The sequence below is a fragment of the Aureimonas sp. SK2 genome (genome assembly GCF_029813115.1).
In the GTDB taxonomy this organism is placed as follows: Bacteria; Pseudomonadota; Alphaproteobacteria; order Rhizobiales; family Rhizobiaceae; genus Aureimonas.
On record NZ_JAPZDS010000009.1, the window covers coordinates 110,864 to 134,400 of the forward strand.

The 23,537-nt window shown below is 67.1% G+C and carries 23 protein-coding genes and 3 tRNA genes; 14 read left to right on the forward strand and 12 right to left on the reverse strand.

Annotated features, from left to right (window positions below; translation table 11 throughout):
• Window positions 1-14 precede the first annotated feature (14 nt).
• Window positions 15-956: a 3-hydroxyacyl-CoA dehydrogenase gene (locus O5O54_RS12905; protein WP_279482199.1), complete on the forward strand. Its 942-nt coding sequence runs from the start codon at window positions 15-17 to the stop codon at window positions 954-956.
• A 268-nt stretch (window positions 957-1,224) separates the two neighbouring features.
• Here the strand turns inward: O5O54_RS12905 and otnI are convergent, their stop codons facing one another.
• From otnI to O5O54_RS12935, 6 genes are all read right to left on the reverse strand, one after another.
• Window positions 1,225-2,010, reverse strand: coding sequence for a 2-oxo-tetronate isomerase (gene otnI, locus O5O54_RS12910; RefSeq protein ID WP_279482201.1), 786 nt, complete (start codon window positions 2,008-2,010; stop codon window positions 1,225-1,227).
• A 25-nt stretch (window positions 2,011-2,035) separates the two neighbouring features.
• On the reverse strand, window positions 2,036-2,683 hold the full coding sequence (gene otnC, locus O5O54_RS12915) for a 3-oxo-tetronate 4-phosphate decarboxylase (protein ID WP_279482202.1): 648 nt from the start codon (window positions 2,681-2,683) through the stop codon (window positions 2,036-2,038).
• Entirely contained in the window at window positions 2,680-3,951 is a 1,272-nt protein-coding gene (otnK, locus tag O5O54_RS12920) for a 3-oxo-tetronate kinase (protein WP_279482203.1), read from the reverse strand. The genes otnC and otnK overlap by 4 nt, the downstream gene beginning before the upstream one ends.
• Window positions 3,952-3,954: 3 nt before the next feature.
• On the reverse strand, window positions 3,955-4,863 hold the full coding sequence (gene ltnD / locus O5O54_RS12925; RefSeq protein ID WP_279482205.1) for an L-threonate dehydrogenase: 909 nt from the start codon (window positions 4,861-4,863) through the stop codon (window positions 3,955-3,957).
• A 22-nt stretch (window positions 4,864-4,885) separates the two neighbouring features.
• The gene (locus O5O54_RS12930; RefSeq protein WP_279482206.1) at window positions 4,886-5,632 is read right to left on the reverse strand and encodes a FadR/GntR family transcriptional regulator; all 747 of its coding nucleotides are present in this window, start codon (window positions 5,630-5,632) and stop codon (window positions 4,886-4,888) included.
• A 314-nt stretch (window positions 5,633-5,946) separates the two neighbouring features.
• On the reverse strand, window positions 5,947-6,444 hold the full coding sequence (locus O5O54_RS12935) for an Rrf2 family transcriptional regulator (protein ID WP_279482207.1): 498 nt from the start codon (window positions 6,442-6,444) through the stop codon (window positions 5,947-5,949).
• Between the two features lie 129 nt (window positions 6,445-6,573).
• Here O5O54_RS12935 and O5O54_RS12940 point away from each other — a divergent pair, with 129 nt between their 5' ends.
• The 5 genes from O5O54_RS12940 (at window position 6,574) to O5O54_RS12960 (ending at window position 10,696) form a co-directional block, all read left to right on the forward strand.
• Complete coding sequence (locus tag O5O54_RS12940; protein WP_279482208.1) at window positions 6,574-7,488, forward strand: NAD(P)/FAD-dependent oxidoreductase; 915 nt, start codon at window positions 6,574-6,576, stop codon at window positions 7,486-7,488.
• A 12-nt stretch (window positions 7,489-7,500) separates the two neighbouring features.
• The gene (locus tag O5O54_RS12945) at window positions 7,501-8,115 is read left to right on the forward strand and encodes a class I SAM-dependent methyltransferase (RefSeq protein ID WP_279482209.1); all 615 of its coding nucleotides are present in this window, start codon (window positions 7,501-7,503) and stop codon (window positions 8,113-8,115) included.
• 379 nt (window positions 8,116-8,494) lie between these two features.
• A complete protein-coding gene (locus O5O54_RS12950; RefSeq protein ID WP_279482211.1) occupies window positions 8,495-8,857 on the forward strand; it encodes a DUF393 domain-containing protein in 363 nt (120 codons plus the stop codon).
• Window positions 8,854-9,348, forward strand: a complete 495-nt coding sequence (locus O5O54_RS12955) for a DUF427 domain-containing protein (protein WP_279482212.1) — start codon at window positions 8,854-8,856, stop codon at window positions 9,346-9,348. The genes O5O54_RS12950 and O5O54_RS12955 overlap by 4 nt, the downstream gene beginning before the upstream one ends.
• Window positions 9,349-9,352: 4 nt before the next feature.
• Window positions 9,353-10,696, forward strand: coding sequence for an AarF/ABC1/UbiB kinase family protein (locus O5O54_RS12960; RefSeq protein WP_279482213.1), 1,344 nt, complete (start codon window positions 9,353-9,355; stop codon window positions 10,694-10,696).
• A 464-nt stretch (window positions 10,697-11,160) separates the two neighbouring features.
• Here the strand turns inward: O5O54_RS12960 and O5O54_RS12965 are convergent.
• Window positions 11,161-11,233: transfer RNA gene (locus tag O5O54_RS12965), tRNA-Ile, on the reverse strand.
• Between the two features lie 148 nt (window positions 11,234-11,381).
• Here O5O54_RS12965 and ade point away from each other — a divergent pair.
• A complete protein-coding gene (gene ade / locus O5O54_RS12970) occupies window positions 11,382-13,097 on the forward strand; it encodes an adenine deaminase (RefSeq protein WP_279482214.1) in 1,716 nt (571 codons plus the stop codon).
• A gap of 9 nt (window positions 13,098-13,106) precedes the next feature.
• Here the strand turns inward: ade and O5O54_RS12975 are convergent.
• Window positions 13,107-13,181 (reverse strand) — tRNA-Gln (locus tag O5O54_RS12975).
• A gap of 118 nt (window positions 13,182-13,299) precedes the next feature.
• Between O5O54_RS12975 and O5O54_RS12980 the strand changes: the two genes are divergently transcribed.
• The 7 genes from O5O54_RS12980 to O5O54_RS13010 all read left to right on the forward strand — a co-directional run bounded on the left by O5O54_RS12980 (window position 13,300) and on the right by O5O54_RS13010 (window position 20,315).
• A tRNA-Pro gene (locus O5O54_RS12980) sits at window positions 13,300-13,376 on the forward strand.
• Between the two features lie 457 nt (window positions 13,377-13,833).
• Window positions 13,834-14,139: a hypothetical protein gene (locus O5O54_RS12985; RefSeq protein WP_279482215.1), complete on the forward strand. Its 306-nt coding sequence runs from the start codon at window positions 13,834-13,836 to the stop codon at window positions 14,137-14,139.
• Between the two features lie 104 nt (window positions 14,140-14,243).
• Window positions 14,244-14,567 carry a hypothetical protein gene (locus tag O5O54_RS12990; protein ID WP_279482216.1) on the forward strand — a complete coding sequence of 108 codons (324 nt, stop codon included), beginning with the start codon at window positions 14,244-14,246 and terminating at the stop codon, window positions 14,565-14,567.
• A 607-nt stretch (window positions 14,568-15,174) separates the two neighbouring features.
• Window positions 15,175-16,215, forward strand: coding sequence for a DUF433 domain-containing protein (locus tag O5O54_RS12995; protein ID WP_279482217.1), 1,041 nt, complete (start codon window positions 15,175-15,177; stop codon window positions 16,213-16,215).
• Between the two features lie 134 nt (window positions 16,216-16,349).
• Window positions 16,350-19,598 carry an N-6 DNA methylase gene (locus O5O54_RS13000; protein ID WP_279482218.1) on the forward strand — a complete coding sequence of 1,083 codons (3,249 nt, stop codon included), beginning with the start codon at window positions 16,350-16,352 and terminating at the stop codon, window positions 19,596-19,598.
• A 161-nt stretch (window positions 19,599-19,759) separates the two neighbouring features.
• Window positions 19,760-19,888, forward strand: a complete 129-nt coding sequence (locus O5O54_RS13005; protein ID WP_279482219.1) for a hypothetical protein — start codon at window positions 19,760-19,762, stop codon at window positions 19,886-19,888.
• Window positions 19,889-19,985: 97 nt separating this feature from the next.
• The gene (locus O5O54_RS13010; RefSeq protein ID WP_279482220.1) at window positions 19,986-20,315 is read left to right on the forward strand and encodes a hypothetical protein; all 330 of its coding nucleotides are present in this window, start codon (window positions 19,986-19,988) and stop codon (window positions 20,313-20,315) included.
• A gap of 250 nt (window positions 20,316-20,565) precedes the next feature.
• Here O5O54_RS13010 and O5O54_RS13015 read toward each other — a convergent pair whose 3' ends face one another.
• From O5O54_RS13015 to O5O54_RS13030, 4 genes are all read right to left on the reverse strand, one after another.
• Window positions 20,566-21,498 carry a nucleotidyl transferase AbiEii/AbiGii toxin family protein gene (locus O5O54_RS13015; protein WP_279482221.1) on the reverse strand — a complete coding sequence of 311 codons (933 nt, stop codon included), beginning with the start codon at window positions 21,496-21,498 and terminating at the stop codon, window positions 20,566-20,568.
• Window positions 21,499-21,568: 70 nt separating this feature from the next.
• A complete protein-coding gene (locus O5O54_RS13020; protein WP_279482222.1) occupies window positions 21,569-22,084 on the reverse strand; it encodes a hypothetical protein in 516 nt (171 codons plus the stop codon).
• Between the two features lie 379 nt (window positions 22,085-22,463).
• Window positions 22,464-22,643 (reverse strand): hypothetical protein, encoded by a 180-nt coding sequence (locus O5O54_RS13025; RefSeq protein ID WP_279482224.1) that lies wholly within the window; start codon window positions 22,641-22,643, stop codon window positions 22,464-22,466.
• A gap of 121 nt (window positions 22,644-22,764) precedes the next feature.
• Window positions 22,765-23,382, reverse strand: coding sequence for a hypothetical protein (locus O5O54_RS13030; protein WP_279482225.1), 618 nt, complete (start codon window positions 23,380-23,382; stop codon window positions 22,765-22,767).
• Window positions 23,383-23,537 lie beyond the last annotated feature (155 nt).

Below are 23,537 nucleotides of genomic sequence, written 5' to 3' on the forward strand. Positions count from 1 at the left end.
TATCGGAGGCGTCCATGAAACGAATTGCGATCGTCGGCTGCGGAACCGTCGGGGCCTCGTGGGCGCTCGTCTTCGCTCGGGCCGGACTGGAGGTGATGCTCTTCGACGAGGCGCCCGGCGCAGCCGATCGGGCGCACGAGAGCGTCCGGGGTCGGCTCGACGCCGACGGCGGCCCTATGACGGCGAAGATAACCGTGGCCGACTGCCTGGAACGGGCGGTCGCCGACTGCGACTACGTGCAGGAAAGCGCACCCGAGCGGCTGGAGATCAAGCGCCCGCTCCATCAGCGCCTCGATACGCTCGTGCCGCCGACCGCGATCGTGGCGAGTTCGACATCGGGGTTTCCGGCTTCGGCCTTCACCGAGCCCCTGGCCCACCGCCGGCGCTGCCTGGTCGTCCACCCGATCAACCCGCCGCATCTGATCCCGCTGGTGGAGATCGTGCCCGCGCCCTGGACCGACCCGAGCGTCGTGGAGCGCTCGGCCGCGCTGATGCGCGACGTGGGTCAGTCACCGGTCAGGTTGTCACGCGAGATCAATGGCTTTCTCGTAAACCGCTTGCAGAGCGCCATTCTCGGCGAGGCGTTCCGGCTGGTCGAGGACGGCATCTGCAGCGTCGACGACGTCGACCGCGCCGTCTCGGACGGGCTTGGACTGCGTTGGTTCTTCATGGGCCCGTTCGAGACGATCGACCTCAACGCGCGGGAGGGCATCGCGGAGTACTGCCGCAACCTCGGGCCGATGTATCGCACGCTCGCCGAAGAGCAGGCCGACCCGCGCGATTGGAGTGAGACCCTTGTCGCCGACGTCGAGCGGCAACGACGGCTCTATACGAAGGCCGACGACCTTGCCGCCCGGCGGCAATGGCGCGACCGCTGCCTGACGCTTCTTGTGGAGGCCAAGCGGCAGGCGCTGGGAAACGCCGCAGCCGGCGGCGGCAAGCCGACGGACCTCTGATCCCCCGTTCCGCCGATCAGAGCCGTCGAGGCTTCATCTGAAGCCTCGATCCCCCAAGAGGTCGGCCCGTTCCCGGTCCGAGCGGCGGTCGATCGTCAAATGCGCCTTGTAGGGATCAGCCGCAAGGCGAAGCGCGGCAGCCGATGCCGGGAAGTCGAGGTCCTGCGGCGGTAGCCCGACGGCATGGGGATCAAAGGCCGCCGGCCGCCGTAAACTCCCGCGCACCCAAGCGGCACCGGGATCTACCGCACGATCGGTAGCGTTTCGATCAGGGCTCCTGCTGCGCGCGCGGGAACCATCCCAGCCCGGCCCGCGTGTCGGCGCGCGGGCGGTATTCGCAGCCGATCCAGCCGTCGTAGCCCGCCGCGTCCAGACGCTCGAACAGCCAGGGGTAGTTGACCTCGCCCTGGTCCGGCTCGTGCCGTTCCGGTACCGAGGCAATCTGGATGTGACCGACGGTTTCGCGGTGAGCCTCGAACAGGCGCCACAGATCGCCGTCCATGATCTGGGCGTGGTAGAAGTCCATCTGGACCTTGAGGTTCGGCGCGCCGATCTCGCGCACGAGTGCATGCGCTTCGCGCTGGTGGTTCAGAAGGTAGCCCGGCATATCGCGCGTGTTGATCGGCTCGATCAGAAGCGTCAGCCCTTCTTCGGCGAGCCGATGCGCCGCATGGGCGATGTTGGCCTTGTAGACATTCAAATGCGCATTCCTGTCGGCGCCTTCAGGCAGAATGCCCGCCATAGCGTGGAGACGCTGGCAGCCGAGCGCTTTCGCGTAGTCGATCGCGGTCTCGACGCTGTCGGCGAAATCGGCTTCCCGGCCCGGCAGCCCCGCAATGCCGCGCTCACCTGCCGACCAGTCGCCTGGCGGTAGATTGAACAGGGCCTGCGTCAGACCATGGGCTTTCAGTGCGTCCGCGATCTCGGACGCATCCCATTCGTAGGGGAACAGGAACTCGACGCCGGAAAAGCCGACCTCAGCGGCCTCGGCGAAGCGCTCCAGGAAGGGTACTTCGTTGAACATCATGGTGAGATTGGCGGCAAAGCGCGGCATCGTGACTTCCTTGCTGGGACTGTCGCTACCAGATGGCGTTGAAGGCTTCGCGCAGAGGCTGGATCTCCGCATCTCCGAGCGTGCGCACCGCTTGCCCCCGCAGGAGAAGCACAAGCCGGGCCGTTTCCTCCAGTTCCTCCATGGCGCTCTGCGCGGCTTCCAACGTCGGTCCCGAAACCACAGGCCCATGATTGGCAAGAAGAACGCTCGAGCGATGCGGCGCCACCTTCGCGACAGCCTCACCCATCGCCGGATCGCCTGGCCGGAAATAGGGTAGCAAGGGCAAGCGGCCGACGCGCATCACGAAGTATGGGGTGATAGGCTCGATGCAGGAGTCCTCGTTCAAGCCTTCGAGGCAGGAGAGGGCAGTGGCGTGCGTCGCGTGCAGATGCACCACTGCGCCAGCTTCTGGTCGATTCTCGTAGAAGGCGCGATGCAGGAACGATTCCTTGGTCGGCTTGTCTCCGCTGACGAGCCTGCCGCCCCAGTCCAGCTTCGAGATGCGGGCTGGATCGAGATTGCCGAGCGCCACGTTGGTTGGCGTCATCAGCCAGCCGTCGTCGAGCCTGGCGCTGAGATTGCCGGACGTGCCGGGGGCGAGGCCGAGGGCGCGGAACTCGCGTCCCATCCGGCAGATCGACTCGCGCAGACGGCTTTCGGAACTGAGGCTCATGGCAGCACCTCGAACGCCCGGGTGAGGAAGTCGGGCCCACCGAAATTGCCGGACTTGAGCGCCAGCGCCAGCGGTTCACGGGTTCCCGTGGCCTGCGTCCATGGCACGCCGGGGTCGATGGTCGGTCCGATCCTGAGACCTGTCACGCCGAGCGCGCCGACCACCGCACCGGACGTCTCCCCACCGGCGACCACGATGCGGCGGACGCCGTGATCGGCCACGAGGCGCCGCGCGAGCGTGGCCAGGGCGCGCTCGACGATCTCGCCCGACGCCTCGACGCCAAAGCGCGACTGCACTTCGCGAAGCCGCTCGGCCGGCATGGAGGCGTAGAGAAGGACCGGACCGCCGTCGAGCCTCTCGCTCGCGAAGGCGGCCAGCGCTCCCACATGCGCCTCGAAGTCGGTAAAGAGCGCCTCGACCTCCACAGCCATTGACGGGACATGCGACCTGGCGGCCTCGATCTGGGCAAGCGTCGCGCGCGAGCAGCTTCCCGCCAGGATCAGCGCACGGCCTTCGATCCTGTCCAGCGCATCGGCATTGGAGCGCGGTGCGAACCCCGGGAACGTCGCCGGTAAGGTGAGGCCAAGGCCGGAGCCGCCGGTGACGAGCTTCAGATCGCGCGTTCCCTCTGCGATGGCGCGGAGGTCGGCAAGGTCGAGCGTGTCGCATATCGCGATGCCGAAGCCTTCCCGACGCAACTCGGCAACGCGTGTCGCTACGGTCTCGCCGCCCCTGCCGGTCGCATCATGGCTGATCAGGCCGACCCTTCGGCTCGTCTGCGGCTGCAACACGCGCGGCAGGAACGCGTCGCGCATCGGCGTCAGTGGATGATCCTGCATTCCGCTTTCGTTGAGCAGGACGTCGTTGGCGAAGAGATATCCGTTGTAGACCGTTCGGCGATTGGCCGGCAGCGCGGGCGCGGCAATGGTGAAGTCCTCGCCAAGCGCCTCCAGAAGGGCGTCGCTCACGGGGCCGATGTTTCCCCGATCGGTGGAATCGAACGTGGAGCAGTACTTGAAGTAGAATCGGTCTGCGCCCTGCGCTTGAAGCCATTCCAAGGCGTCCAGCGACTGTCGTACGGCTTCCCGTGGGTCGATGGTTCGGGTCTTGAGGGACACCACGACCGCATCGCAATCGGCGGCGAGCGCATCGGCCGGGACGCCGATGGTCTGCACCACCGCCATGCCGGCCGAGACGAGCTGGCTGGCGAGGTCCGTGGCGCCGGTGAAGTCGTCGGCGATGCAGCCGAGGCGGACTCTGACGGTCATGGCTCAGTTCCCCTTCCGCGGCAGGTCGACGCCCGGAAAGATCTTGACGACGGCCGCGTCGTCCTCTCGGCCAAGGCCCATGGCCGAAGCCTGGGTGAACATGGTCAGCGCCTGCGCGGCCAGAGGCAGCGGGAACTTGCGGGCCAGCGCGCTGTTGTGCACGAGGCCGAGATCCTTGACGAAAATGTCCACCGCCGAGCGCGGTGCGAAATCATCCTCCAGAATATGGGGAACGCGGTTCTCGAACATGAAAGAGTTGCCGGCGCTCGCGGTGATGACCTCGAACAGCGCCTTCGGGTCGCATCCTCCCGAGATGCCGTAGGCCATCGCTTCTGCCGCGGCGGCGATATGGACGCCGGCAAGCAGTTGGTTGACGAGCTTGACCTGGGATCCGGCTCCGATCTCGGTGCCGAGGTTGAAGACCCGTGCGGCGACGGCGTCGAAGGCGGGACGAGCCCTCTCGAAAGCTGCCGGCGGACCGGACGCCATCACCGTGATCTGTCCGGCATGGGCCTTGGCCGAGCCGCCGGAGATCGGTCCGTCGATGAAGAGGACGTCGCTCGCCGCGATCTCGGCGGCCAGCGCCTTGACCGCGTCGGGCGCACAGGTGGCGCACTGGATCACGACGGAGCCGGGTGCCATCGCGCCGACCGCGCCGCCGGCGCCCGCCAGCACGGCTTCCGCCTGCTGCATGTTGACCACGACGCAGAACAGGACGTCGACCTTGCTGCCGATCTCGGCGGGCGAGGCGGCAATGTGGCCGCCTTCGCCCTTCAGCGCCTTGCAGGCGGCTGGGTTCAGGTCGCAGCCCCATGTCTCGATGCCCGCGCGCGCGAGCGACAGGGCCATGCCGAGCCCCATCGAGCCGAGGCCGATCACGCCGGCGCGGATTGGCACATGCTGGTCAGACATGGCGTTCAGTCCCTTGCTGTCTTCAATCCTGGAATGGGGGGCTTGCCGGCGATGCGATCGAACCTGCGCAGGCTCGAAGCCGCCGCTCGGCGCCGGCCAGATGAGCGGCCATCGCACCGGCGGCCCAGTCGCCTTCTGCCGCCGAAACAGCAAGGAGGATGCGCCGGTGCTCCCGATGCACTTCGTCGCGCAGCGCGGGGTCGCGACGCTCGTTGGCGCGGGTGGAGCGCATGGCCTGCAGAAGCACGCTCTGGCAGGCCTCATGCATCTGAAGGAGGTAGGGATTGTCGGCCGCCTCGGCGATCAGGCGGTGGAAGAGCATGTCCTCCGCGACTCCATCCCGGCCCTCCCGTTCCGCATGGATGACGGCCTCGCTCGCCGCGCGCATCGCGTCCAGTTTCTCGGTCGAGCGGCGGATCGCCGCCAGTCGCGTCGCCTCGCATTCGACCGCTCGGCGCAGTTCGATCATCCGCACCACGGTCTCGGTGGAGTCGGTCGGCAGAGCAAGACGCAGTTCCAGCCGGGGCTGGGCAGTGACGTAAGAGCCCGAACCGCGCCGGGACTCGGCCAGATCCTGGCTCCGAAGGATGGCGATCGCCTCGCGAACGGACGGGCGGCTGAGCCCGTATTGCGCGCTCAGCTCGGCCTCGGTCGGGAGCTTCGCGCCCGCCTTCCGCTCACCGGCCAGGATCTCGCGGCGCAACTCGGCCGCGAGGCGTTGCGACTGGGCCTTCGATCCCTCGTGCGGCTCCGTCCGCTTGGTCTTCATGGTCGCCCCAATCATAGGCACCGCCACTCAACTCAGACATTCTCGCCTCTCAAACTCCGAGTTGTAAGACAACATAGCGGCAGAGCGCCTCTTGAGCCAGGGCTTTCTGCAGGCGTCGCTGATTGACCAGCCCACGGCGAAGCGCTCTGCCGGCCAACGAGCCGGGCAAAGCCTTATCGGAACAGAACTGCCGCTGAATTGACGCCATTCTCGGGGAGCACCATCGTGCTCCCGACCGCCCATGTCGGGCGGGGAAATGACCTAGTTGTCAGACTTCCTGCGCGACCTTGCAACGCCGCAGCCGATCGTTCGGATCAGTGGTCTCGAGGGGCGGATCTGCGTCCGACATGATCGAAACTGTATGGGACGCCTTGCGATCCGACGAGGCGATCGGCGGCGGCCCGCTCGAAATCCTGTGCGAGGTCCTCGACGGAGATCCGCGAGAACTGATCGAGGAGACGAGCCTCCGCCTCCTTGAGTGTCGCGTCGATACGCGCGTCCACAGCCTTTTCGACGAGGCATTCGGAGGGATCGACGCCTGGGCCGATGTTGAACAGGGGTGGTGCCCCGACGGCCTCGTAGACATCGCGCAGGGACACCTCCGCCAGCGGCCTTGTGAGCTGCCAGCCTCCGCCATGCCCCTTCTCGGACGAGACGATTCCTCGATCCCGGAGTCCCCCCATCATCCGTCGAACCACGACGGCATTCGTGGAGATCATGGTCGAGATCTCGTCGGACGTCGCACGAGGGACGTGTCGGTCCAAATGGATCAGCACGTGCAGGATGCGGGAGATGCGAAGGTCGCGGGGCATGGGTCAGTCCTTCCGTTGCCGCCGTCCGTCCTAACAGGCGTCATGCAACGTGGAAAGTTTCATGTCTTGCCGTGCTTTCCGTGATCATGTAACTCGTCTTGTGGCATGACGAGCGAAGGAGCCGGGATTATGGACTACGACGTCGTCGTCATCGGAGGAAGCTTCGCGGGCCTGTCCGCGGCCATGCAACTGGCAAGGGCCCGGCGCCGGGTCCTCGTCCTCGACACGGATGCCCCGCGCAACCGCTACGCGGCGACTTCGCACGGCTTTCCGGGGCAGGATGGTCGGCGCCCGGCCGAAATCAATGCAACCCTGCGCGCCGACCTTCTTGCCTATCCGACCGTGACGTTCCGCACCGAAGCGGCGGTCGCCGCTGAAGGGCGCGATGGCGAGTTCCGGGTCTCTTTGGCCGCGGGCGACGAGGTCGCGGCGCGCCGGCTCGTCCTTGCCTACGGTGTTCGCGATACGCTGCCCGATCTTCCGGGGCTGGCCGAGCGCTGGGGTGTCAGCGTCCTGCATTGTCCATACTGTCATGGCTACGAACTCGGCCAGCGACCCCTCGGGGTTCTGGCGCGAAGTGAAGCGGCGTTTCATCAGGCGATGCTTCTTCCCGACTGGGGCGCCACGACGCTTCTCACGCAAGCGGCATTCACGCCGACGTCGGATGAACTCCGATTGCTCGGCCTACGGGGCGTGACGATCGAGACGACACCCGTGACAGGCCTGATCGGCACTTCTCCCAATCTCGAGGCGGTGCAGCTTGCCGACGGGCGGACGATCCCGCTCGCCGGGCTCTTCGTCGCTCCACTGACGGCCCCCGCCGGCGATCTCGCTCGCCAACTCGGCTGCAGGACGAAGGAGGGGCCAACGGGACCCTATGTGGAGGTCGACGCCATGCAGGCGACGACTGTCGCGGGCGTCTTTGCCGCCGGGGACCTCGCCAGCCCCATGCCGAACGCGACCCTCGCCTCGGCTGCCGGCGTTCTGGCCGGCGGCGCTGCACATCGCTCGCTCGTGTTCGACGCCGCGTTGGCCGCAGCCTGAATGGAGGCGTCGATGCAAACGGAGGCGTTTTGGAACGACCGCTACCGCCAGGGCTCGCCCTTGTCTTCCGGAAGGCCTGGACTGGCGTTCAGCCTGTTTGCCGGACCGCTCCAACCCGGACGGGCACTGGAACTCGGCTGCGGCAAAGGGGACGACGCCGTCTGGCTGGCGCGTCAGGGCTGGGACGTGACGGCGGTCGACGTTTCGACCGTGGCGCTCGAACTGGCCGGGCGCAACGCCGACAAGGCCGGCATGGCGGGGCGCGTTCGTTTCGAAGCGCACGATCTCGCCCAGTCGTTCCCGGCCGGCGCATTCGACCTCGTCGTCGCCAGCTTCCTGCAATCCCCACAAGAATGGCCCCGTGCCGAAACCCTGGCGCGTGCCGCGACGTCCGTGACGCGGGGAGGGCACTTCCTCGTCATCGAGCACGGATCGCGCGGATCCTGGTCCGCCGCGTCGGAGGATCAGCGGTTCGCAACGGCGGACGAGACCTTCGCGGCGTTGCGGCTTGCGCCCCGCGCATGGCGGATCCGTGGCCTGTGCCCGATCGCACGCATGGCGGAGTGGCCGGACGGGACGAGCGCCACGCTGGTCGACAACGTCATCTTCTTGCAGCGCAGGATCTGACACCTTCTGGAAGTCCCCATCTCGGCAAGGCAGGGGCTATGTCGAGGTGAAGTTCGAAGAGGCCTGCTTCCGCGTCTCAACTGATGGCAAGGGGGGCGTTAAGCCGATCAGTTTTCCCGCAGCCGGGAGCGATGTGGAGCGGTCGAACTGGCGTAGGACGCGGCGGAACCGAAGGCGAGTGCGTCGTCCAGGCCTCGTCCCTGCCGGACAGCGATGTATCGACCATGCGGACCATGGATGTGGACACCATTCCGCGACGACGACCCGGAGCCTTCTGGCAGCAGGGTGCATAATGTTCGGGTTGTAGAGGGGTAGGAAGCGCGATCTGCCGCATGTCGAGGGGCGCGACTTCTGGGATCGGGCGCACCATCTCCTTTTCATGTCGGAGCTGACAGTCTGGTTTGATGGATCCTGCCCTTTGTGCAGACGGGAGATCGCGCTGATGCGCCGCCTCGATCGGCGGGGCGTGATCCGCTTCGTCGATGTCGACCAGGCCGAGTCGGCGACATGCCCGCTCGACCGGGGCGAACTCCTCGACCGCTTCCACGCATCGGAGAACGGACGCCTGCTCAGCGGCGCGGAAGCCTTTGCGGCCATGTGGCGGGCCATTCCGATCCTTCGCCCGCTCGGGCTCGCGTTCCGGGGCCCGTTCGCATCCGCGCTGCTTGAGCGCTTCTACCGGGCCTTCCTGCGAGCGCGCCCGTCGCTGCAGAAATTTGCCCACCGTCTGGAGCGCCCATGAGACCGAAGCCCGAGCCGATCGCCGCGGGCCAGGAGAGCGTCTGGTCCTTCCCCAGACCCGCCATCGCCCAGCCGACCGAAGCCCGCATCGTCATCGAGCATCGGGGGCACCGGATCGCCGACAGCCGGCGGACGATCCGAACGCTCGAGACCAGCCATCCGCCCAGCTATTACATCCCCACGGACGATATCGAACCCGGCATCTTGCGCCGGGCTGAGGGCAGTTCCTTCTGCGAATGGAAGGGGGCGGCGGTCTACTGGGACGTCGTGGTGGACGGCCACGTGCTGGAGCGCGTCGGATGGAGCTATCCGTCGCCAACACCCTCCTTCGCCATCCTGAAGGATCACGTCGCCTTCTACGCGCGGCCGTTCGACCGCTGCTCCGTCGACGGGCAGATCGTAACGCCGCAGGCCGGCGGGTTCTATGGCGGATGGATCACCGACGGCTTCGCAGGCCCGTTCAAGGGCGGAGCTGGCAGCGCGGGATGGTGAGACGATGAGTACAAGAGACGGCGGCACGAAGGGGCGGCCGGTGCCGAGCGGTCGTCTGTCGCGGCTCGGACAGTTCGGGCGGCTCGCCGGCGGTCTTGCTGGCGGCCTGCTCGCAGAGGGCGCCCGGCGTCTTGCCGACGGCGAGCGCCCCGCCATGCGTGACATGCTGTTGACGCCCGGCAACCTCATGCGCGTCGCCGACCGTCTGTCGCACCTGCGCGGCGCGGCGATGAAGCTCGGGCAGATGATCTCGATGGACGCGGGCGACGCGCTGCCCGTCGAACTCTCCCAACTCATGGCCCGGCTTCGCGCCCAGGCCGATCCCATGCCGCCGGTTCAGCTTCAGCGCATGCTCGCTGCCGAATGGGGTCAGGAGTGGCGCATCCGCTTCCAGAGGTTCGACGACAAGCCCATCGCCGCGGCATCCATCGGGCAGGTCCACCGCGCGGTGACGCTGGACGGACGCGAGCTGGCGATCAAGGTCCAGTATCCCGGCGTTCGCGGGAGCATCGACGCCGATGTCGACAATGTTGCGACACTCCTGCGCGTTTCAGGCCTCCTGCCGCCCAAGCTCGACATCACTCCGCTCTTGGCCGAGGCGAAGGTACAACTGCACGAGGAGACCGACTATCGGCGTGAAGGCGTCCAGATGGAAGCCTATGGGCATCTCCTCGCTGGCAGCGACGCTTACGTGGTACCGGCTTTGGCGCCGGACTTCACGACCGACAGCATCCTGGCCATGTCGTTCGTCGAGGGTGTGCCGATCGAGGAGATGGTCGGCGCCCGGCAGTCCGAGCGCGATCGCATCGCCGCCCTCCTGATCGATCTGGTTCTCGACGAACTCTTCCGCTTCGGGGTGATGCAGACCGATCCGAACTTCGCGAACTTTCGCTACCAGCCGGCGACGGGGAGGGTCGTCCTTCTCGATTTCGGCGCGACGCGCCCGGTCTCGCCAGCGACGGCGCAGGCCTATCGCTGGCTGCTGGCTGCCGGCCTCTCCAGAGACGGCGGAGCGGTGAAGAAGGCCGCAGTGGACGCAGGCTTCCTCGGCGCGGCGGCCGTCCGGCGACACGGGGATCTGATCGATCGCATGATCGGGCTCATCCTGGCCGAAGCGTCGAAGAGTGAGGCCTTCGACTTCTCCGACCGGCGCGTCCTCGCCCTCCTTCGCGATCAGGCCGCCACGGTGGCAGGCGACCGCGAGACCTGGCATGTCCCGCCGACCGACACGCTCTTCGCGCAACGAAAGATCAGCGGGATCGCGCTTCTCGCGGCGCGTCTGGAGGCCCGCGTCGACGTGCGGTCGATGGTCGCCAGGCACATCGGCGTGGACCCGACAGGGGTTTGACAACCGCCCCATTCGATTGAATGGCATCGTCTCCCAGCGTGAGGCGGCGGCTGTAGGACGCGCAGCGTCGCCAAAATCACTGTGTAGCGCGGCGGTAACCGGGACCGAGCTTCGGCCAATCGGAGGCGCGGCGCATCGACGTCTCCAAGCGTTCGCCGCAATTCGGGCAGCGGTGGCGCAGGGTCATCGGCATCCGGGCTCTTCCCTCAAATTCGCGAAATGTTCCCTCAACAATTTCCGACCGCCCCATGAGCGGCGGTCGGTTTTCGTTATTGCCGTCCGGTTGCGACCTTTCGGACGCCGCTGGAGGTGAGCGAACTTCCTGCGGGATCAAGCGAACCTTTGCGACGCCGAGCGAAATTCGTGCGACGCAGCCCGACTCGCATGTCGTTTGGATCCGACTCGCGAACTGTATGGATCTGACTCGAATGCTTTTTGGATGGATATAATAATGGCGGAGCGGGTGGGCCCGGCAGGACTCGAACCTGCAACCAAGCGGTTATGAGCCGCCGGCTCTAACCATTGAGCTACAGGCCCGACCCGAGGCGGAAGGCCTATCGTAAAGGCGGCAGTAGCTCAAGCGGGCGGCCAGACGATGGACGCTATTTCGCGGCCCCCGCCGGGCAGGTTAGAGCTTCGGGAAACAGTCGGTGCTTGGCGCCGGCGCCGGCAACGAGGAAATCCCATGGTATCGGATCTATCCCACCGCATTCTCGCCGGCCAGGGGCGTCGGCCCGCCGATCTCGTGATCCGCGACGTGGGGCTGCTCGATCTCGTCACAGGTGCGGTGGAGACAACCGACATTGCGGTCGTCGGCGACCGGATCGTCGGGATCTTCGGACGCTACGAGGGCGAGCGAGTGATCGAAGGGCAGGGGCGTTTCGCCGTTCCCGGCTTCATCGACACGCATCTCCACATCGAGTCTTCGCTGGTTTCCCCGTTGGAATTCGATCGATGCGTGCTGCCGCGGGGGGTCACCACAGTCTTCTGCGATCCCCACGAGATCGCCAACGTGCTCGGCGCGGAAGGTCTTTCATACTTTGCCGCCTGCGCCGAGGCGAGCGTGATGGACATCCGCATCAACCTGTCCTCCTGCGTTCCCGCGACGCCCTTCGAGACGGCGGCTGCCCGGCTTGAGATCGAGGATCTTCTGCCGTTCCTCGCCCATCCAAAGGTTCATGGCCTTGCCGAGATGATGAATTACCCCGGCGTCCTCAATCTCGACCCCGGTATCCTCGCCAAGCTCGGAGCGTTTTCGGATCGGCATGTCGACGGTCATGCACCTCTCCTGCGCGGCGCCGCGCTGAACGGTTACCTTGCCGCCGGCATCCGCACCGACCACGAGGCGACCAGCGCCTCCGAGGCGATGGAGAAAATAAGGAAGGGCATGGCGATCCTCATCCGCGAGGGGTCGGCTTCCAAGGATCTCGACGCCCTGGCCGAAATTCTCAATGCTGACACATCCGCTTTCGTGGCCCTCTGCACCGACGACCGCAGTCCTCTCGACATCGTCGAGGAGGGGCATCTGGACGCCATGATCCGGCGACTCATCGCCAAGGGCTGCCCTGCGCACCATGTTTATCGCGCGGCATCGCTTTCCGCGGCGCGCATCTTCGGCCTATCCGATCGCGGCATGATCGCGCCTGGCTGGCGTGCCGATATGGTGCTGCTCGATGATCTGAAGGCCTGTCGGGTGTCAGGCGTCATCGCCGGCGGGCGATTGGTGGAGCCGGCGATTTTCGCGGCGCGAGGGGTTGTGGCGCCTGTGGGGCTCGACTCGATGAAGGCGGCTCCGGTATCGCCGGAGCAGTTCCGTCAGCCGGCCGGGCACGGCAATGGGGCCGTTCCGGTGATCGGCGTCAAGGCGGGCCTCCTTCTTACCGCGGCGCTGGAGGCGACACTTGCGGAATTGGACGGCGAATGGCAGCCCGACCTCTCCGGCGACGTTCTGAAACTGGCCGTCGTGGAACGCCATGGGCGGAACGGCAATGTGGGGCTCGGCTTCGTCAACGGCTTCGGCCTACAGCGGGGCGCGATCGCATCCTCGGTCGGTCATGACAGCCACAACATCACGGTGGTCGGCACCAATGCCGCAGATATGGCCGCTGCAGTGAACGGCGTCATCGAACGCGGCGGCGGCTTCGCGGTCGCGGATGAGGAGCGGGTGACGGCCGCGCTCGCTCTTCCGATGGCCGGCCTCATGAGCCTCCAATCCTTCGAAGCTGTCGTCCATGACCTCGAAACGCTCGTAGCTGCCGCTCGTGCGCTCGGCTGCACGCTTCCGGAGCCCTTCCTCCAACTGGCTTTCCTGGCTCTCCCAGTGATCCCCCACCTCAAGCTCACCGATCGCGGCCTCTTCGATGTCGATCGTTTCGCGTTCGTGTATTCAGAAGAGGCCTGACGGGAGGGGTGGCTGGGGCGCCTGGATTCGAACCAGGGGATGGCGGTACCAAAAACCGCTGCCTTACCGCTTGGCTACGCCCCAAGAACCAACGATCAGCGAGCGCCTCTATAGTCGCTCGCTGCGCCCGGCGCAAGGAAGCGGGATCGCGCGGAATCCTGTTGCACGTGGCGTCCTGTCCCGCTATAGACCCACTCGGCCACGGAGTGTAGCGCAGTCTGGTAGCGCACCTCGTTCGGGACGAGGGGGTCGCAGGTTCAAATCCTGCCACTCCGACCAGCCAACCCCCTGAAAACAAAGCGGTTTTCGAAAGCTTCCCGAGAGCTTGGGGCGGCACCGCGACAGAAACCGCGACAGATACAACGCCGGAAACCCCGGTCGAAACGGTCAGTTTCGAAGCCAGGGCATGCTTCCGGCATCGTGATTCCCTCCCACGCAACATTCGACGGCGGCCGCTTGGTTCTCGCTGCAACCGTCGCTACCATTCCCAATGTCGCAAAGAGCATTCTGGTCGTCCGCCCCTGTCGAGGCCCGACCGCCAGGGCGACCGGGCCGGACAGGCGGCCCGTCGGCAGGACACCTCGGGTGGGATCGGACCCTTCAAGCTAACGAGCCGCTTCTACTGCCAACGCCCCGGCCATCGAGCCGGGGCTTTCTCGTTCTCGGATCCCGCCGGCGGTTTTGCGCACGCGCCCCGGCGCCCCATGCTGGTCCTCCACCCCTGAAGGAGAGCACCATGCCCGACCCGAACTCCGATGCCATATACGCCGCCCTCGAACGCGAGTTCGGCGGCCCGATTCACGGCTGGCCGCTCCCCGACGGGAGTGTGATGTCCAGGATTCGAATCAACCCCGCACTCGCAGCCGTCGGTCTACCCTCTGCCGATGACGAATTCGCTGGGCGTTTCATGGATGAACTCCAGCACGGCCAGATCGACGAGGACTTCGGCGGCTTCCTGTGGCGGTGCTGGTGCGCCGCGCTGGAGATCCCGAACGAGTTCCTCGAACGCTACGGGCGGGCGTCCGCACCTCAGGCAGCCTGATGATTCCCGCCGGCGGATCACTCCCGTTTTTTGACGCCAGCCCGCCGGCGCCTCACGCTCTCAGTAGGCCGCTGGGGAGCGGCCTCCACGAGGGAGCGAAATCCATGAACACCATCCAGATCTCCGACCGCGTCGCCCGCACGATCGCCGCCTTGGATTTCGGCGCGCCGGAGGCGGCCACCTCGACCGACGCGGAGCCGATGCCCGCCAGCGTCGCCCGCACGCTGGCCGCGCTGGACCACGGCGCACCCGTCGCGGCCGCCCCGGTCGACGCGGTGCCGCCCAGCGTCCGTCGGATCGCCGCGTTGCTCGGCTGCTCGGTCGAAGCCGCCGCTTACATCGACGCCCTCGAGACCCGCGTCGCCCGGCTCGAGGAGAAGGTGTCCGAGCTGCGGTTCGACGTCCGCAAGGCCCGGAGGGCTGCGTAATGGGTGGTCAGTGCGCACGAGATCGCCGAGATCAGCGGATGTTTGACGATCTATGGAAGCGGGTGTGCTTCTACCGCGATATAGAGTTCAAGAACTACTCCGAGGCTCTGGGCCTCGCGAAGCGTCGGTATGGGGAGACATGCTCGAAGGCTACGTCCCTTTGGATCGAAACTGGAGCGGACAACACAGACGCTTTGAAGCCCTTGGTCGAAGCCAAAGCAGCATACGAACAGGCCCTCATACAGATCAACGGTGACTGGGGTCAGTACCAGACGGATACCGCGAACCTAGCTCGGTCAGCCAGATGGGGTGAGATCAGCATGGCGCAGGCCAACGCCGCACTGACCTCCATGCATGAACCTACGTTCGCAAGATGGCTTTCTTGGGCACCCTGACCCATGCCTTCGACGACCACCAGCCCCGGCCACCGTGCCGGGGCTTTCGCGTTTACGAGTCTCACACCACGCGAGACACCCTGACTTGACGCCTGCCCATCCGACGCCGCACAAGGCGTGATGTTCTCGCGCACGCTCATACGCCGCCGCATCGCCTGACGGCCCCGCTCCCGGGGCCGCGCCCACGCGCACCCTGATACGAGAGCGAGACGATGCCCGAGATCTTCTTCACGGCGGACCACCACTTCGGCCACCTGAACATCATCGACCACTGCAAGCGCCCGTTCTCGTCCGTCGACGAGATGACCGAGGAGCTGGTCGCCCGCTGGAACGCAGTCGTTGGCCCGCACGACGATGTCTGGCACCTTGGCGACTTCGCTTGCCGGATGAAGCCTGGGGCGCTGGAGCGCGTCTTCCGCCGTCTGCGAGGCCGCAAGCACCTGATCGTCGGTAACCACGACGACAAGCACGTGCGCCGTCTCCCTTGGTCTTCGGAGCCGAAGGACCGCCGGCACGTGAAGGTGCCGGGCGAGGCGCTGCCCGTCGTGTGCGACCACTACAGCATGCGGGCGTGGCCCAAGTCGCACTACGGTGCCGTCCACCTGTACGGCCACTCGCACGGCGCGCTGCCCGGCCTCGGACGCAGCCTCGACGTCGGCGTCGACTGCTGGGACTTCAGGCCCGTCACGCTCGAAGAGCTGCGCCCGACGTTGGAGCGGCAGTTCGAGGAGTTCGAACGTCAACGCGAGGTCGCGCGGCTGTTCCGCGAGCGCGCAGCGCGCGGGGATCCATCGGCCGCGTTGGAGATCCTGCGGCGCGCGCCGAACGTCTCGCCGGAGCCGGGCGACGAGCTGCGAAACCTCCGGGAGGGCGACTACGACCAAGCGCTGGAGGTCGGCCTGCGGACGAAGCTGTTCAAGCAGCCGGCAGATCCGCTGGGCTACGACACAAGCGATCCCGCCTACCTCCAGCGAATGGCCGCAGACGCGCTCGCGGGCCGCGGCGAGGAGGCGGCCGAGGCGGAGGCCAACCGGGTGGCGCTGCTGCTCGGGCTCCGGAAGACGACGGTGGTCATGGACCCGGCAGTGATGGGCGGCGAGCCGCACGTGTCGGGGACGGCGGTGCCGGCCCGTGCCGTGCTGGAGGCGATCCGAGATGGTCAGCTCGATTTCGAGGTCCGCTCGGCGTTCCCTACGTTGCCTGAGGACGGGGTCGACGCCGTGCGGGCTTGGGCGGACGACCGGGGCGAGTAGTAGGAGTCTCGGGTTAGGGGAGACTGCGGCCGGGCGTCGCGCCGCTGCTGGGGCGCGGCTCCTATCAATTCCAGCGATGGTCACGCGGTAGATACGGATGCTACGCCTTCGGTGCAGAACTCCTGAGGTTGCCCGTGCTCGACACCATCTTCGACCCCGCCCAGACCGAGCAACTCTACCACGACCTGCGGCGCGCGAACTCGGAGGCGGCCAAGAAGGAGCGGTTCCTCACCTACGTCACCAACGTTTTCCGCGACGACGCCAAGGTGCAGGACTTCATCCGCGACATGGCGATGGGCGCCGAGACGTCGGTCGCGAACATCACGCGGGACGGCAGGGCTGCCCGAGGGCGCGCCGACAGTCAGACCGACACGGTCATCATCGAATGGGAGAGGGACCTCGCGCGGACGGGCGACCACGCGAAGGAGCAGCTCCGCGAGTACCTGGAGGGCAACTGGCGATCCGGGCAGGAGTACAAGTTCACCCTGTTGTCCACGGACGGTGTGCGCTGGCGCCGCTATGCCCCCGACTGGTCCCTCGTGTCAGTCGACGACCTCATGGGGCAGAGCTTCCAGCTTCGAGAGGTCCAGTCGTTCGAACTGGCGCCATCCAACTTCGGCGAGTTCCCCTTCTTCCTCGACGAGGTCCTGTTCGCCGACGAGGCCAAGGCGGCGACGCTGGAGAACATCCGCGCCGACTTCGGCGACACGTCGCGCGCCTTCATCAACTCCATGACGGCGCTGAACCGATGCCTGCCCGCCCTCGAGCGACAGAGCGAGCTCAAGGTCGCCTACGAGCAGTGGAACCGCTTCCTCTCGATCGCCTACGGCCAGTTCGACAACTCGCCAAAGCTCTTCCTCGTCCACACCTACCTGTCCGTCTTCGCCAAGTTCATCGCCTACTCCGTAATCACGAAGGAGACCGCGGCCGACGACGACACGATCCGGGACGTCCTGTCGGGGAGGATCTTCGACCGCCTGAACGTCGAGCGGTTCGTCGAGGACGACTTCTTCCACTGGGTCGCGTCGGATGAGTTCCTGGCCACCCTTCGCCCCATGTTCCGAGAGATCGGTCGGCAGATCGACTCGTACGACTTCACGAACGTTCGCGAGGACATACTCAAGGGTGTCTACCAAGAGCTGATCGACCTCGAGACGCGCCACGCCCTCGGCGAGTACTACACGCCCGACTGGCTCTGCGAACGGGTCATGGAGGAGCTGCCGCTCGAGCCTACCTCCTCGATCCTAGACCCGGCGTGCGGCAGCGGTTCCTTCCTGCGGGCCGCCATCGCACGTATGCGGGAGCAGTTCCCGGACGTCGGCGCGGAGAAGCTGGCGGAACAGGTCGTCGGCATCGACATCCACCCGCTGTCGGTACTGATCGCTAAGACCACGGTCCTGCTGTCGCTGGGAGACTCGGTCCGGCGGGCGCGGCGTCCCGTGACGCTCCACATCTACTTGGCCAACAGCCTGCTCGTGCCGCGCGGCACGGCCGACCTCTTCGAGTCCACCTTCCAGGTCTCCGTCGACAACGGCACCTATGCCATCGACACGCGCGGCGTGTCGTCCCCGGAGGCGTTCGACGCCCTCATCACGTTCTGCGACGACCTCGTCGACAGATACCCCGAGGCGCTGCCCCGCGAGCGGTTCCTCCGACTCGGCGCCTCGATCTTCAATGCCGGGCAGTCGGCGGATCTTCCCGGCCAGCTCTACGACATCTACCACGCCATGTGGGTCGCCCGTGACGAGGGCCGCGACAGCATCTGGAAATTCATCCTCCAGAACTCCTACAAGCCCATCTTCCTGATGGGCCGCTTCGATTTCGTCGTCGGCAATCCCCCGTGGCTGACCTATGCCGGGGTGACGAACGGCGACTACCAGAACCTCCTCCGCACGCTCTCCGACCACTACCGGGTCACGCCGGAAAACCGCGCCAACTTCCCCCACCTCGAGATCGCCGCGATCTTCCTCGCGCATGCGGTCAACTACTTCATGAAGCGGAGCGGCCGCCTGGCGTTCGTCCTGCCGCGCAGCTTCATGTCCGCTGACCAGCACGAGGCCACGCGGGCGGGCAACGTCGCGGGCCTGCGCCTCTCGGCGGTGTGGGACCTCAACGACGTCGCGCCGCTGTTCCGCGTGCCGTGCTGCGTCTTGTTCGCCCTGCACGGGGCGGAAGCCAAGGGGGAGAACGCCCTTCCGGAGGTCGGCATCGAGGGCTACTCGGTGTCGGGGCGCCTGCGCCGCGCGCAGGTCCACCTTTCTGAAGCGCGTGCGGCCCTGAAGTGGACGAAGCGGCGGTGGCACTACTCCCGGCTCCAGAGCACCAAGAGGCGCACCAAGTCCGCGCTGACGGCGACGGCGGGCGATGCCCTCGCGGGAGTGAACGCGTACACCTCCAAGTTCACGCAGGGCGCCACGATCGTGCCCCGCAACTTTTTCTTCGTCGACCTCGACCAGCGCGTCGACGACGGCGAGGACCTTCGCGACCGCGTTCTCGCCCTCAAGACGGCTGCTGCGGCCGAGCGTGAGGCCAAGAAGCCGTGGAAGGGGCTTGAGATCCGGGAGCGGGCCGAAGGCTCGCTGCTGTTCCGGACCGCCATCTCTCGCAACATCGTGCCGTTCGCGCTGGTGGCGCCGCCGTTGGTCCTCCTGCCTGTCGTGGAGGAGGATGGTAAGTTCGCCGTGCTCGACCCCGACGCATTGATGGCGAAGGGCTTCCGGTTCGCCAGCTCCTGGTTCTCGGCCGCCGAGGAGCACTGGAACGCCGAGCGGACGGAGCGAAACGCAGGCAACACGTTGGGAAGCTACCTGAACTGGCAATCCAAGCTCACAGGGCAGAACCCGAGGGCGCGCTACCTTGTCCTCTACACGTCGTCGGCCACGGACGCCTCCGCCGTGGTCCTTGACCGCCAAGCGTCCGACCACCCGTTCGTCATCGACCACAAGGCCTACTGGTGTGAGACGAAGACCGCGCAGGAAGCCCACTACCTCGCCGCGTTCATCAACTCCGGCTACGCGAACGAGGCCATCAAGGAATTCCAGTCGCGTGGCTTGTTCGGCCCGCGCGACATCCACAAGACCATCGTCAAGGTGCCGTTCCCGCGGTTCAAGGCGTCCGAGGCAGACCATGCCGAGCTGGCTAGGCTGGGACGGGCCTGCGCCGCGATCGCCGAGCGGGTCGTGAAGTCCGAGGACGACACCGACCTCCAGCCCAGGGCGCTGGGCCGGATCCGCTCGCGCATCAGGAGGGAGATGGCGGACGAGATGGACATGGTCGACCGCCTCGTCGAACGCCTTTCCCGAGGGCAGGACAAGTCGAAAGCAGGGGACAAGCCCGCCCGGCCATCGAAGCGGCGCCCGAGGGCCTCTGGCCTCTTCGACTGACGGCCGGCTTCAAGCCGCCCTCAGTTCGCCGGGCGCCGCGCTGCGGGCGGCATCGATGGCCGCCAGGAGGCGCGTTGCGACCCATCTGAGAATGTTGCATGCGCTCTCGGGTGGCTTGTCGTCAGCCGCCGGCGGCCGTCTCCTTTACGCAGGAGGCCCCCATGACCGACGACGCCCACCCCCTCTACGACCCCGTCGAAGCCGAACTCGATCGCCTCGAGCGCACCGTCCTAGGCGAGCTGCCGGACGACGACGACTGGCACGACGTCGATGCACTCGCCGACGCCTGACCGCCGCGCGTTAACGGTTCGCCGGCGATGTCCGAAGGCCAGCGTTGACGCCAAGTGCCGGGCCCTCCAGGTTCCCGATCCAGATCAGGAGGCGACCATGGCATTCACGAACCCCAGCGCAGTTCAGAGCAGCGCTCTCGCATTCGGCGCGATGGGTGCCTTCGTGGCCCACCAGACCCTCTTCGGCTTGCTTGAAGCCGTCCGTGACGCGCGCAACGCCCGCGCCGAGGCGCATGCCTACCACGCTTGGGACAGCGCCCTCGGCGAGGCCCGCCACAGCGCCGCGCAGATGGGCAACCTTGCCAAGGCTGCCGTCGAGGCCGCGCTCGACGCGCAAGACGAAGCCGACGCGCTCCGCGCCGAGGTCGCCCGCCTGCGCCGCGCCGTCGACCAGCGCGACGATGTCATTCGTTCGCTGGCCGCCTGATGCGTTCGGATCTCTTCGTCGACTACGGCCTCCACGCCCTGCACGAGTGGCCGGAAGCGCAGGACGCCGCCCTCGCGCTTCTGGCGGCTCGCAGGGATGGCCGCGAGAGGCGCGAAGCCGAAGCGGGCGGGTCATCGGCACCCCCCCAACGAAGAGGAGTCTCGGACCAGCCGAGACTCCTGAAGCGACGTCGGGGACATGGGCACAGGTACCGGGCTGCGGGGAGGAGTCTTCGGTCGCCCGAGACTCGTCAGGCGTAGGCCATCGGCCTCGGTGCCGGAGCCCCGAACCAGTCTTCGAGTTCGCGAGACTCCTCCTGTGCCGGGGCCGGGGAGAACGCCTGGTTCGCGAACGCCCGCACCGTCGCGACGACATACGGGAACGCCGCAGGCGCCGCGTCCACCCGCCCGGCGTCGACCAGCAACTTGATCCACGCATCCTGGTTGGCGAGCGCGTACTCACGGCTGAGGCCCGGCAGCGTGAGAGGCGTCGACGGGATGGGGCGGCAGTTGTTCGCGAAGGTCGTCTGGATGCATACCGACAGCAGCCGCATGTCGAGGTCCGCCCGTGAGAGGCAAAGGAGGTCGTAGTAGTCCTTAATCCTCGTGTTCGCGGACCCGAACTGGACGATCGCGTGCAGCTTGTCGGCGGCCATCGCCTCCAGCGGATAGGTCAACATCTTCACGGCCGGCAGGCCCGGCAGCATGGACGGCCGCTCGACCAGACGCATGCCCGGCGACCGCTCGCCGCCGACCCAGCAGTCGACCTCGAAGTTGACGCGGGTCCGCCCGAGCCACGCGACGACGCGCACCTTCTCGCCGCCGGGCTCACCGTCCGGACGCCAGAGGGTCTTGCGGGCGCCGAACTCGAGGCGGATGCCGACACCAGCGACCTCGGCGGCGGCGCGGTCGAGGAGATCGCGCAGATCATCGAGGCGGTCGAGGTGCAGGTGGAGGTCGAGGTCCTTGGACGGACGGACCCAGTCGGAGATCCGGTCGTCGAGGAGGACGAGGGCGCTGCCCTTGAGCGCGACGGCGCCCTCGTCGGCGACGCGCCCGACGGCGGCGAGGAGCTGCTCGCGGCACAGCATGCTCAGGAAACGGTCGGGGGCAATGCCCCGGTTGCGCGATATTGCGTTGGACTTGTCCGACAGCCGTGCGCCGAGTTCGAAAGTGGTGGTCATCGTGGTCGTGCTCCCCTGATCACGCGGTGAGCGTGCGGGCCGGGGGAGCAAGTGACGAACCGCCGGCGGATCAGGCGGCGGCGAGGTCGTCCATGGCGTGGTAGGTCTCGGTCGTGCCGCGCCAGCCGCGCTGCCACCAGAGGAGCGAGAGCTGGAAACCCGATGCGGGCCACGGCTTGGGCGGCGTCGGCATGTGGAGCATGCCCCGGAGACCGAAGCCCGCGTCCTGCGCCAGCCGCACTCGGGCCCTGGTGTAGGCGTGGTTCGCGGTGACGAGGAACACCACGTTGTCGGCGATTGTCATGGCGTGCGCCATGAAGGGCCGAATCTCGGACCACGGTGGGTTCGTCACCACCCAGTCGACGCGCTCCACCCAGTCGTAGAAGTTCCGCCCCTCGGCGACCTCGCACCAGAGCGGCTCGCAGTGAGCGGGAATGCGGTCGAAGAAGGCTCCCCGCCCGCGCGCGGGGTCGAGGACCCGGCCGTAGAGCGGCAGCAGGCGCATCGCCATGTCGGCATAAGAACCGGGTGTGTAGACGAGGTCGGTGTCGGCGCCCGTCGTGCCGGGCAGCGGCTGGTGTCGCATGGTGGTCTCCCCGAAGGGATGGCCCCTTCGGGTACTGTACTCCCGTACATCTCGGGGGGCGTCAAACCGCCGGCGGGCGGTGGCCCGGCTGGGGCAACTGATGCTGATTCTCGATTCCAAAATTTTCAGACGGAGGCCCGGTGCCGCCGCTAATGAACCCCCAGCCCGCACCCCCCTCCCGGGACCCCGGCGCCTCCCGCCCCGCCGGCGACCCCGCCCCGCTACGAGTCTCGCTTAGCCCTAGACTCTTCCCAAGGCGAAGGGGGCGACCCATCGCTGGGCCGCCCCCTCGTTCGATCGTTCGACGCGCGCCAGGCAAACGAAAGCCCCGGCTCGATGGCCGGGGCTTTGGGTGTCTCTCTCTGGATGATGTCGGCGATCAGGCTGCTCGGAGCGCCTCGCCCATCACGGTCCCGAACTCTGCCTCGAAAGCCGCTTGCGCTTCGGCCAGCGCCTTCCGCGAGTTCATGACGGACTCGGTTGCGCTGACCAGAAGCTGCCGGAGGGCCTCGATCTGGCTGTCGATCGCCGACATCATGAATTCGTGCGTCTCGTTCATTGTCTCTCTCCCTCGGATCGGAGCCGCTCCCCAGCGACATCCTGCAATCAGCGTTGGGCGCCGGCGGGCTGGCGTCAAATCCGGACGAAATCCGCCGGCAGACCCGCCGACCCCGCGAACATCACCCCATCACCAGCCGCAGCCCGTCGCCCTTCCGGCGCCTGACCCGCTCGGCGAACCCCTCGACCACCGACACCTCCTCGCGCCCAGCCAGCTCCGCCTCGGACAGCTCCGGCTCCCGACGCCTGCACGGTTCGACACCGAGCGCCCCGCCGCCCAGCCCGCGCGCCAGCCGCCCACAGGTGAGGCCGCCGGCCGCCGCGAGGCGATCGAGGTCGTGCGGGCGCAGCCGCAGGAGCCAGCTCACCTGGTCTGGGGACAACGCCTCGAGGGACACCTGCCTGCGGTCCGTCGCCGACGCGCGGGCGTAGGCGAACACGGTCGCGGACACCGGGTCCGTACCGTCCGGCCTCGGCTCCAGGTCGGACGGCAGCGCGCCGGGGAGAGCGCGCCCCTTGCCGCGCTTGGCGACCAGCTCGGCGATCTCTGACGCGGTGTCGGGCGTCGGCTCCGGCTCGGGCGGCAGGGGGATGGAGGCGCCGCCTCCGCCGCCGAGCATCCGGCCTGGCAGGGACCACGTCCATTGGACAGTCCACCACGCGAGTTCGAGGCCCTTCGCGGCGAGGTGGGCGGCGGCCGAGGCGAAGGCGCGGGCGGCGTTGATGATGGCGGCGAGCATGGGTGGTGTCTCCCTCGTGTAGGCGTCGAGCGTTGTGGGAGGCGACGCGAGGGACAAGGCGACCGAGGAATCCATGAGGTCGATCGCATTTGAGTGAAAGGATTCAGGAGCCCTGGGGATTCGGCTGCCATGGTGGTCGCACCAGAAAGGGGATC

Bases quoted from the DNA above. Each gene is read 5' to 3' on its own strand.
- O5O54_RS12990 (WP_279482216.1), top strand. From the start codon at position 14,244: ATGAACACCATCCAGATCTCCGACCGCGTCGCCCGCACGATCGCCGCC.
- O5O54_RS13015 (WP_279482221.1), bottom strand. From the start codon at position 21,498: ATGACCACCACTTTCGAACTCGGCGCACGGCTGTCGGACAAGTCCAAC.
- O5O54_RS13010 (WP_279482220.1), top strand. From the start codon at position 19,986: ATGGCATTCACGAACCCCAGCGCAGTTCAGAGCAGCGCTCTCGCATTC.
- O5O54_RS12935 (WP_279482207.1), bottom strand. From the start codon at position 6,444: ATGCCCCGCGACCTTCGCATCTCCCGCATCCTGCACGTGCTGATCCAT.
- O5O54_RS13020 (WP_279482222.1), bottom strand. From the start codon at position 22,084: ATGCGACACCAGCCGCTGCCCGGCACGACGGGCGCCGACACCGACCTC.
- otnI (WP_279482201.1), bottom strand. From the start codon at position 2,010: ATGCCGCGCTTTGCCGCCAATCTCACCATGATGTTCAACGAAGTACCC.
- O5O54_RS13005 (WP_279482219.1), top strand. From the start codon at position 19,760: ATGACCGACGACGCCCACCCCCTCTACGACCCCGTCGAAGCCGAACTC.
- otnC (WP_279482202.1), bottom strand. From the start codon at position 2,683: ATGAGCCTCAGTTCCGAAAGCCGTCTGCGCGAGTCGATCTGCCGGATG.
- O5O54_RS13030 (WP_279482225.1), bottom strand. From the start codon at position 23,382: ATGCTCGCCGCCATCATCAACGCCGCCCGCGCCTTCGCCTCGGCCGCC.
- ltnD (WP_279482205.1), bottom strand. From the start codon at position 4,863: ATGTCTGACCAGCATGTGCCAATCCGCGCCGGCGTGATCGGCCTCGGC.
- O5O54_RS12960 (WP_279482213.1), top strand. From the start codon at position 9,353: ATGAGTACAAGAGACGGCGGCACGAAGGGGCGGCCGGTGCCGAGCGGT.
- O5O54_RS12905 (WP_279482199.1), top strand. From the start codon at position 15: ATGAAACGAATTGCGATCGTCGGCTGCGGAACCGTCGGGGCCTCGTGG.
- O5O54_RS13025 (WP_279482224.1), bottom strand. From the start codon at position 22,643: ATGAACGAGACGCACGAATTCATGATGTCGGCGATCGACAGCCAGATC.
- O5O54_RS12985 (WP_279482215.1), top strand. From the start codon at position 13,834: ATGCCCGACCCGAACTCCGATGCCATATACGCCGCCCTCGAACGCGAG.
- O5O54_RS12940 (WP_279482208.1), top strand. From the start codon at position 6,574: ATGGACTACGACGTCGTCGTCATCGGAGGAAGCTTCGCGGGCCTGTCC.
- O5O54_RS12945 (WP_279482209.1), top strand. From the start codon at position 7,501: ATGCAAACGGAGGCGTTTTGGAACGACCGCTACCGCCAGGGCTCGCCC.
- O5O54_RS12995 (WP_279482217.1), top strand. From the start codon at position 15,175: ATGCCCGAGATCTTCTTCACGGCGGACCACCACTTCGGCCACCTGAAC.
- O5O54_RS12950 (WP_279482211.1), top strand. From the start codon at position 8,495: ATGTCGGAGCTGACAGTCTGGTTTGATGGATCCTGCCCTTTGTGCAGA.
- O5O54_RS12955 (WP_279482212.1), top strand. From the start codon at position 8,854: ATGAGACCGAAGCCCGAGCCGATCGCCGCGGGCCAGGAGAGCGTCTGG.
- ade (WP_279482214.1), top strand. From the start codon at position 11,382: ATGGTATCGGATCTATCCCACCGCATTCTCGCCGGCCAGGGGCGTCGG.
- otnK (WP_279482203.1), bottom strand. From the start codon at position 3,951: ATGACCGTCAGAGTCCGCCTCGGCTGCATCGCCGACGACTTCACCGGC.
- O5O54_RS12930 (WP_279482206.1), bottom strand. From the start codon at position 5,632: ATGAAGACCAAGCGGACGGAGCCGCACGAGGGATCGAAGGCCCAGTCG.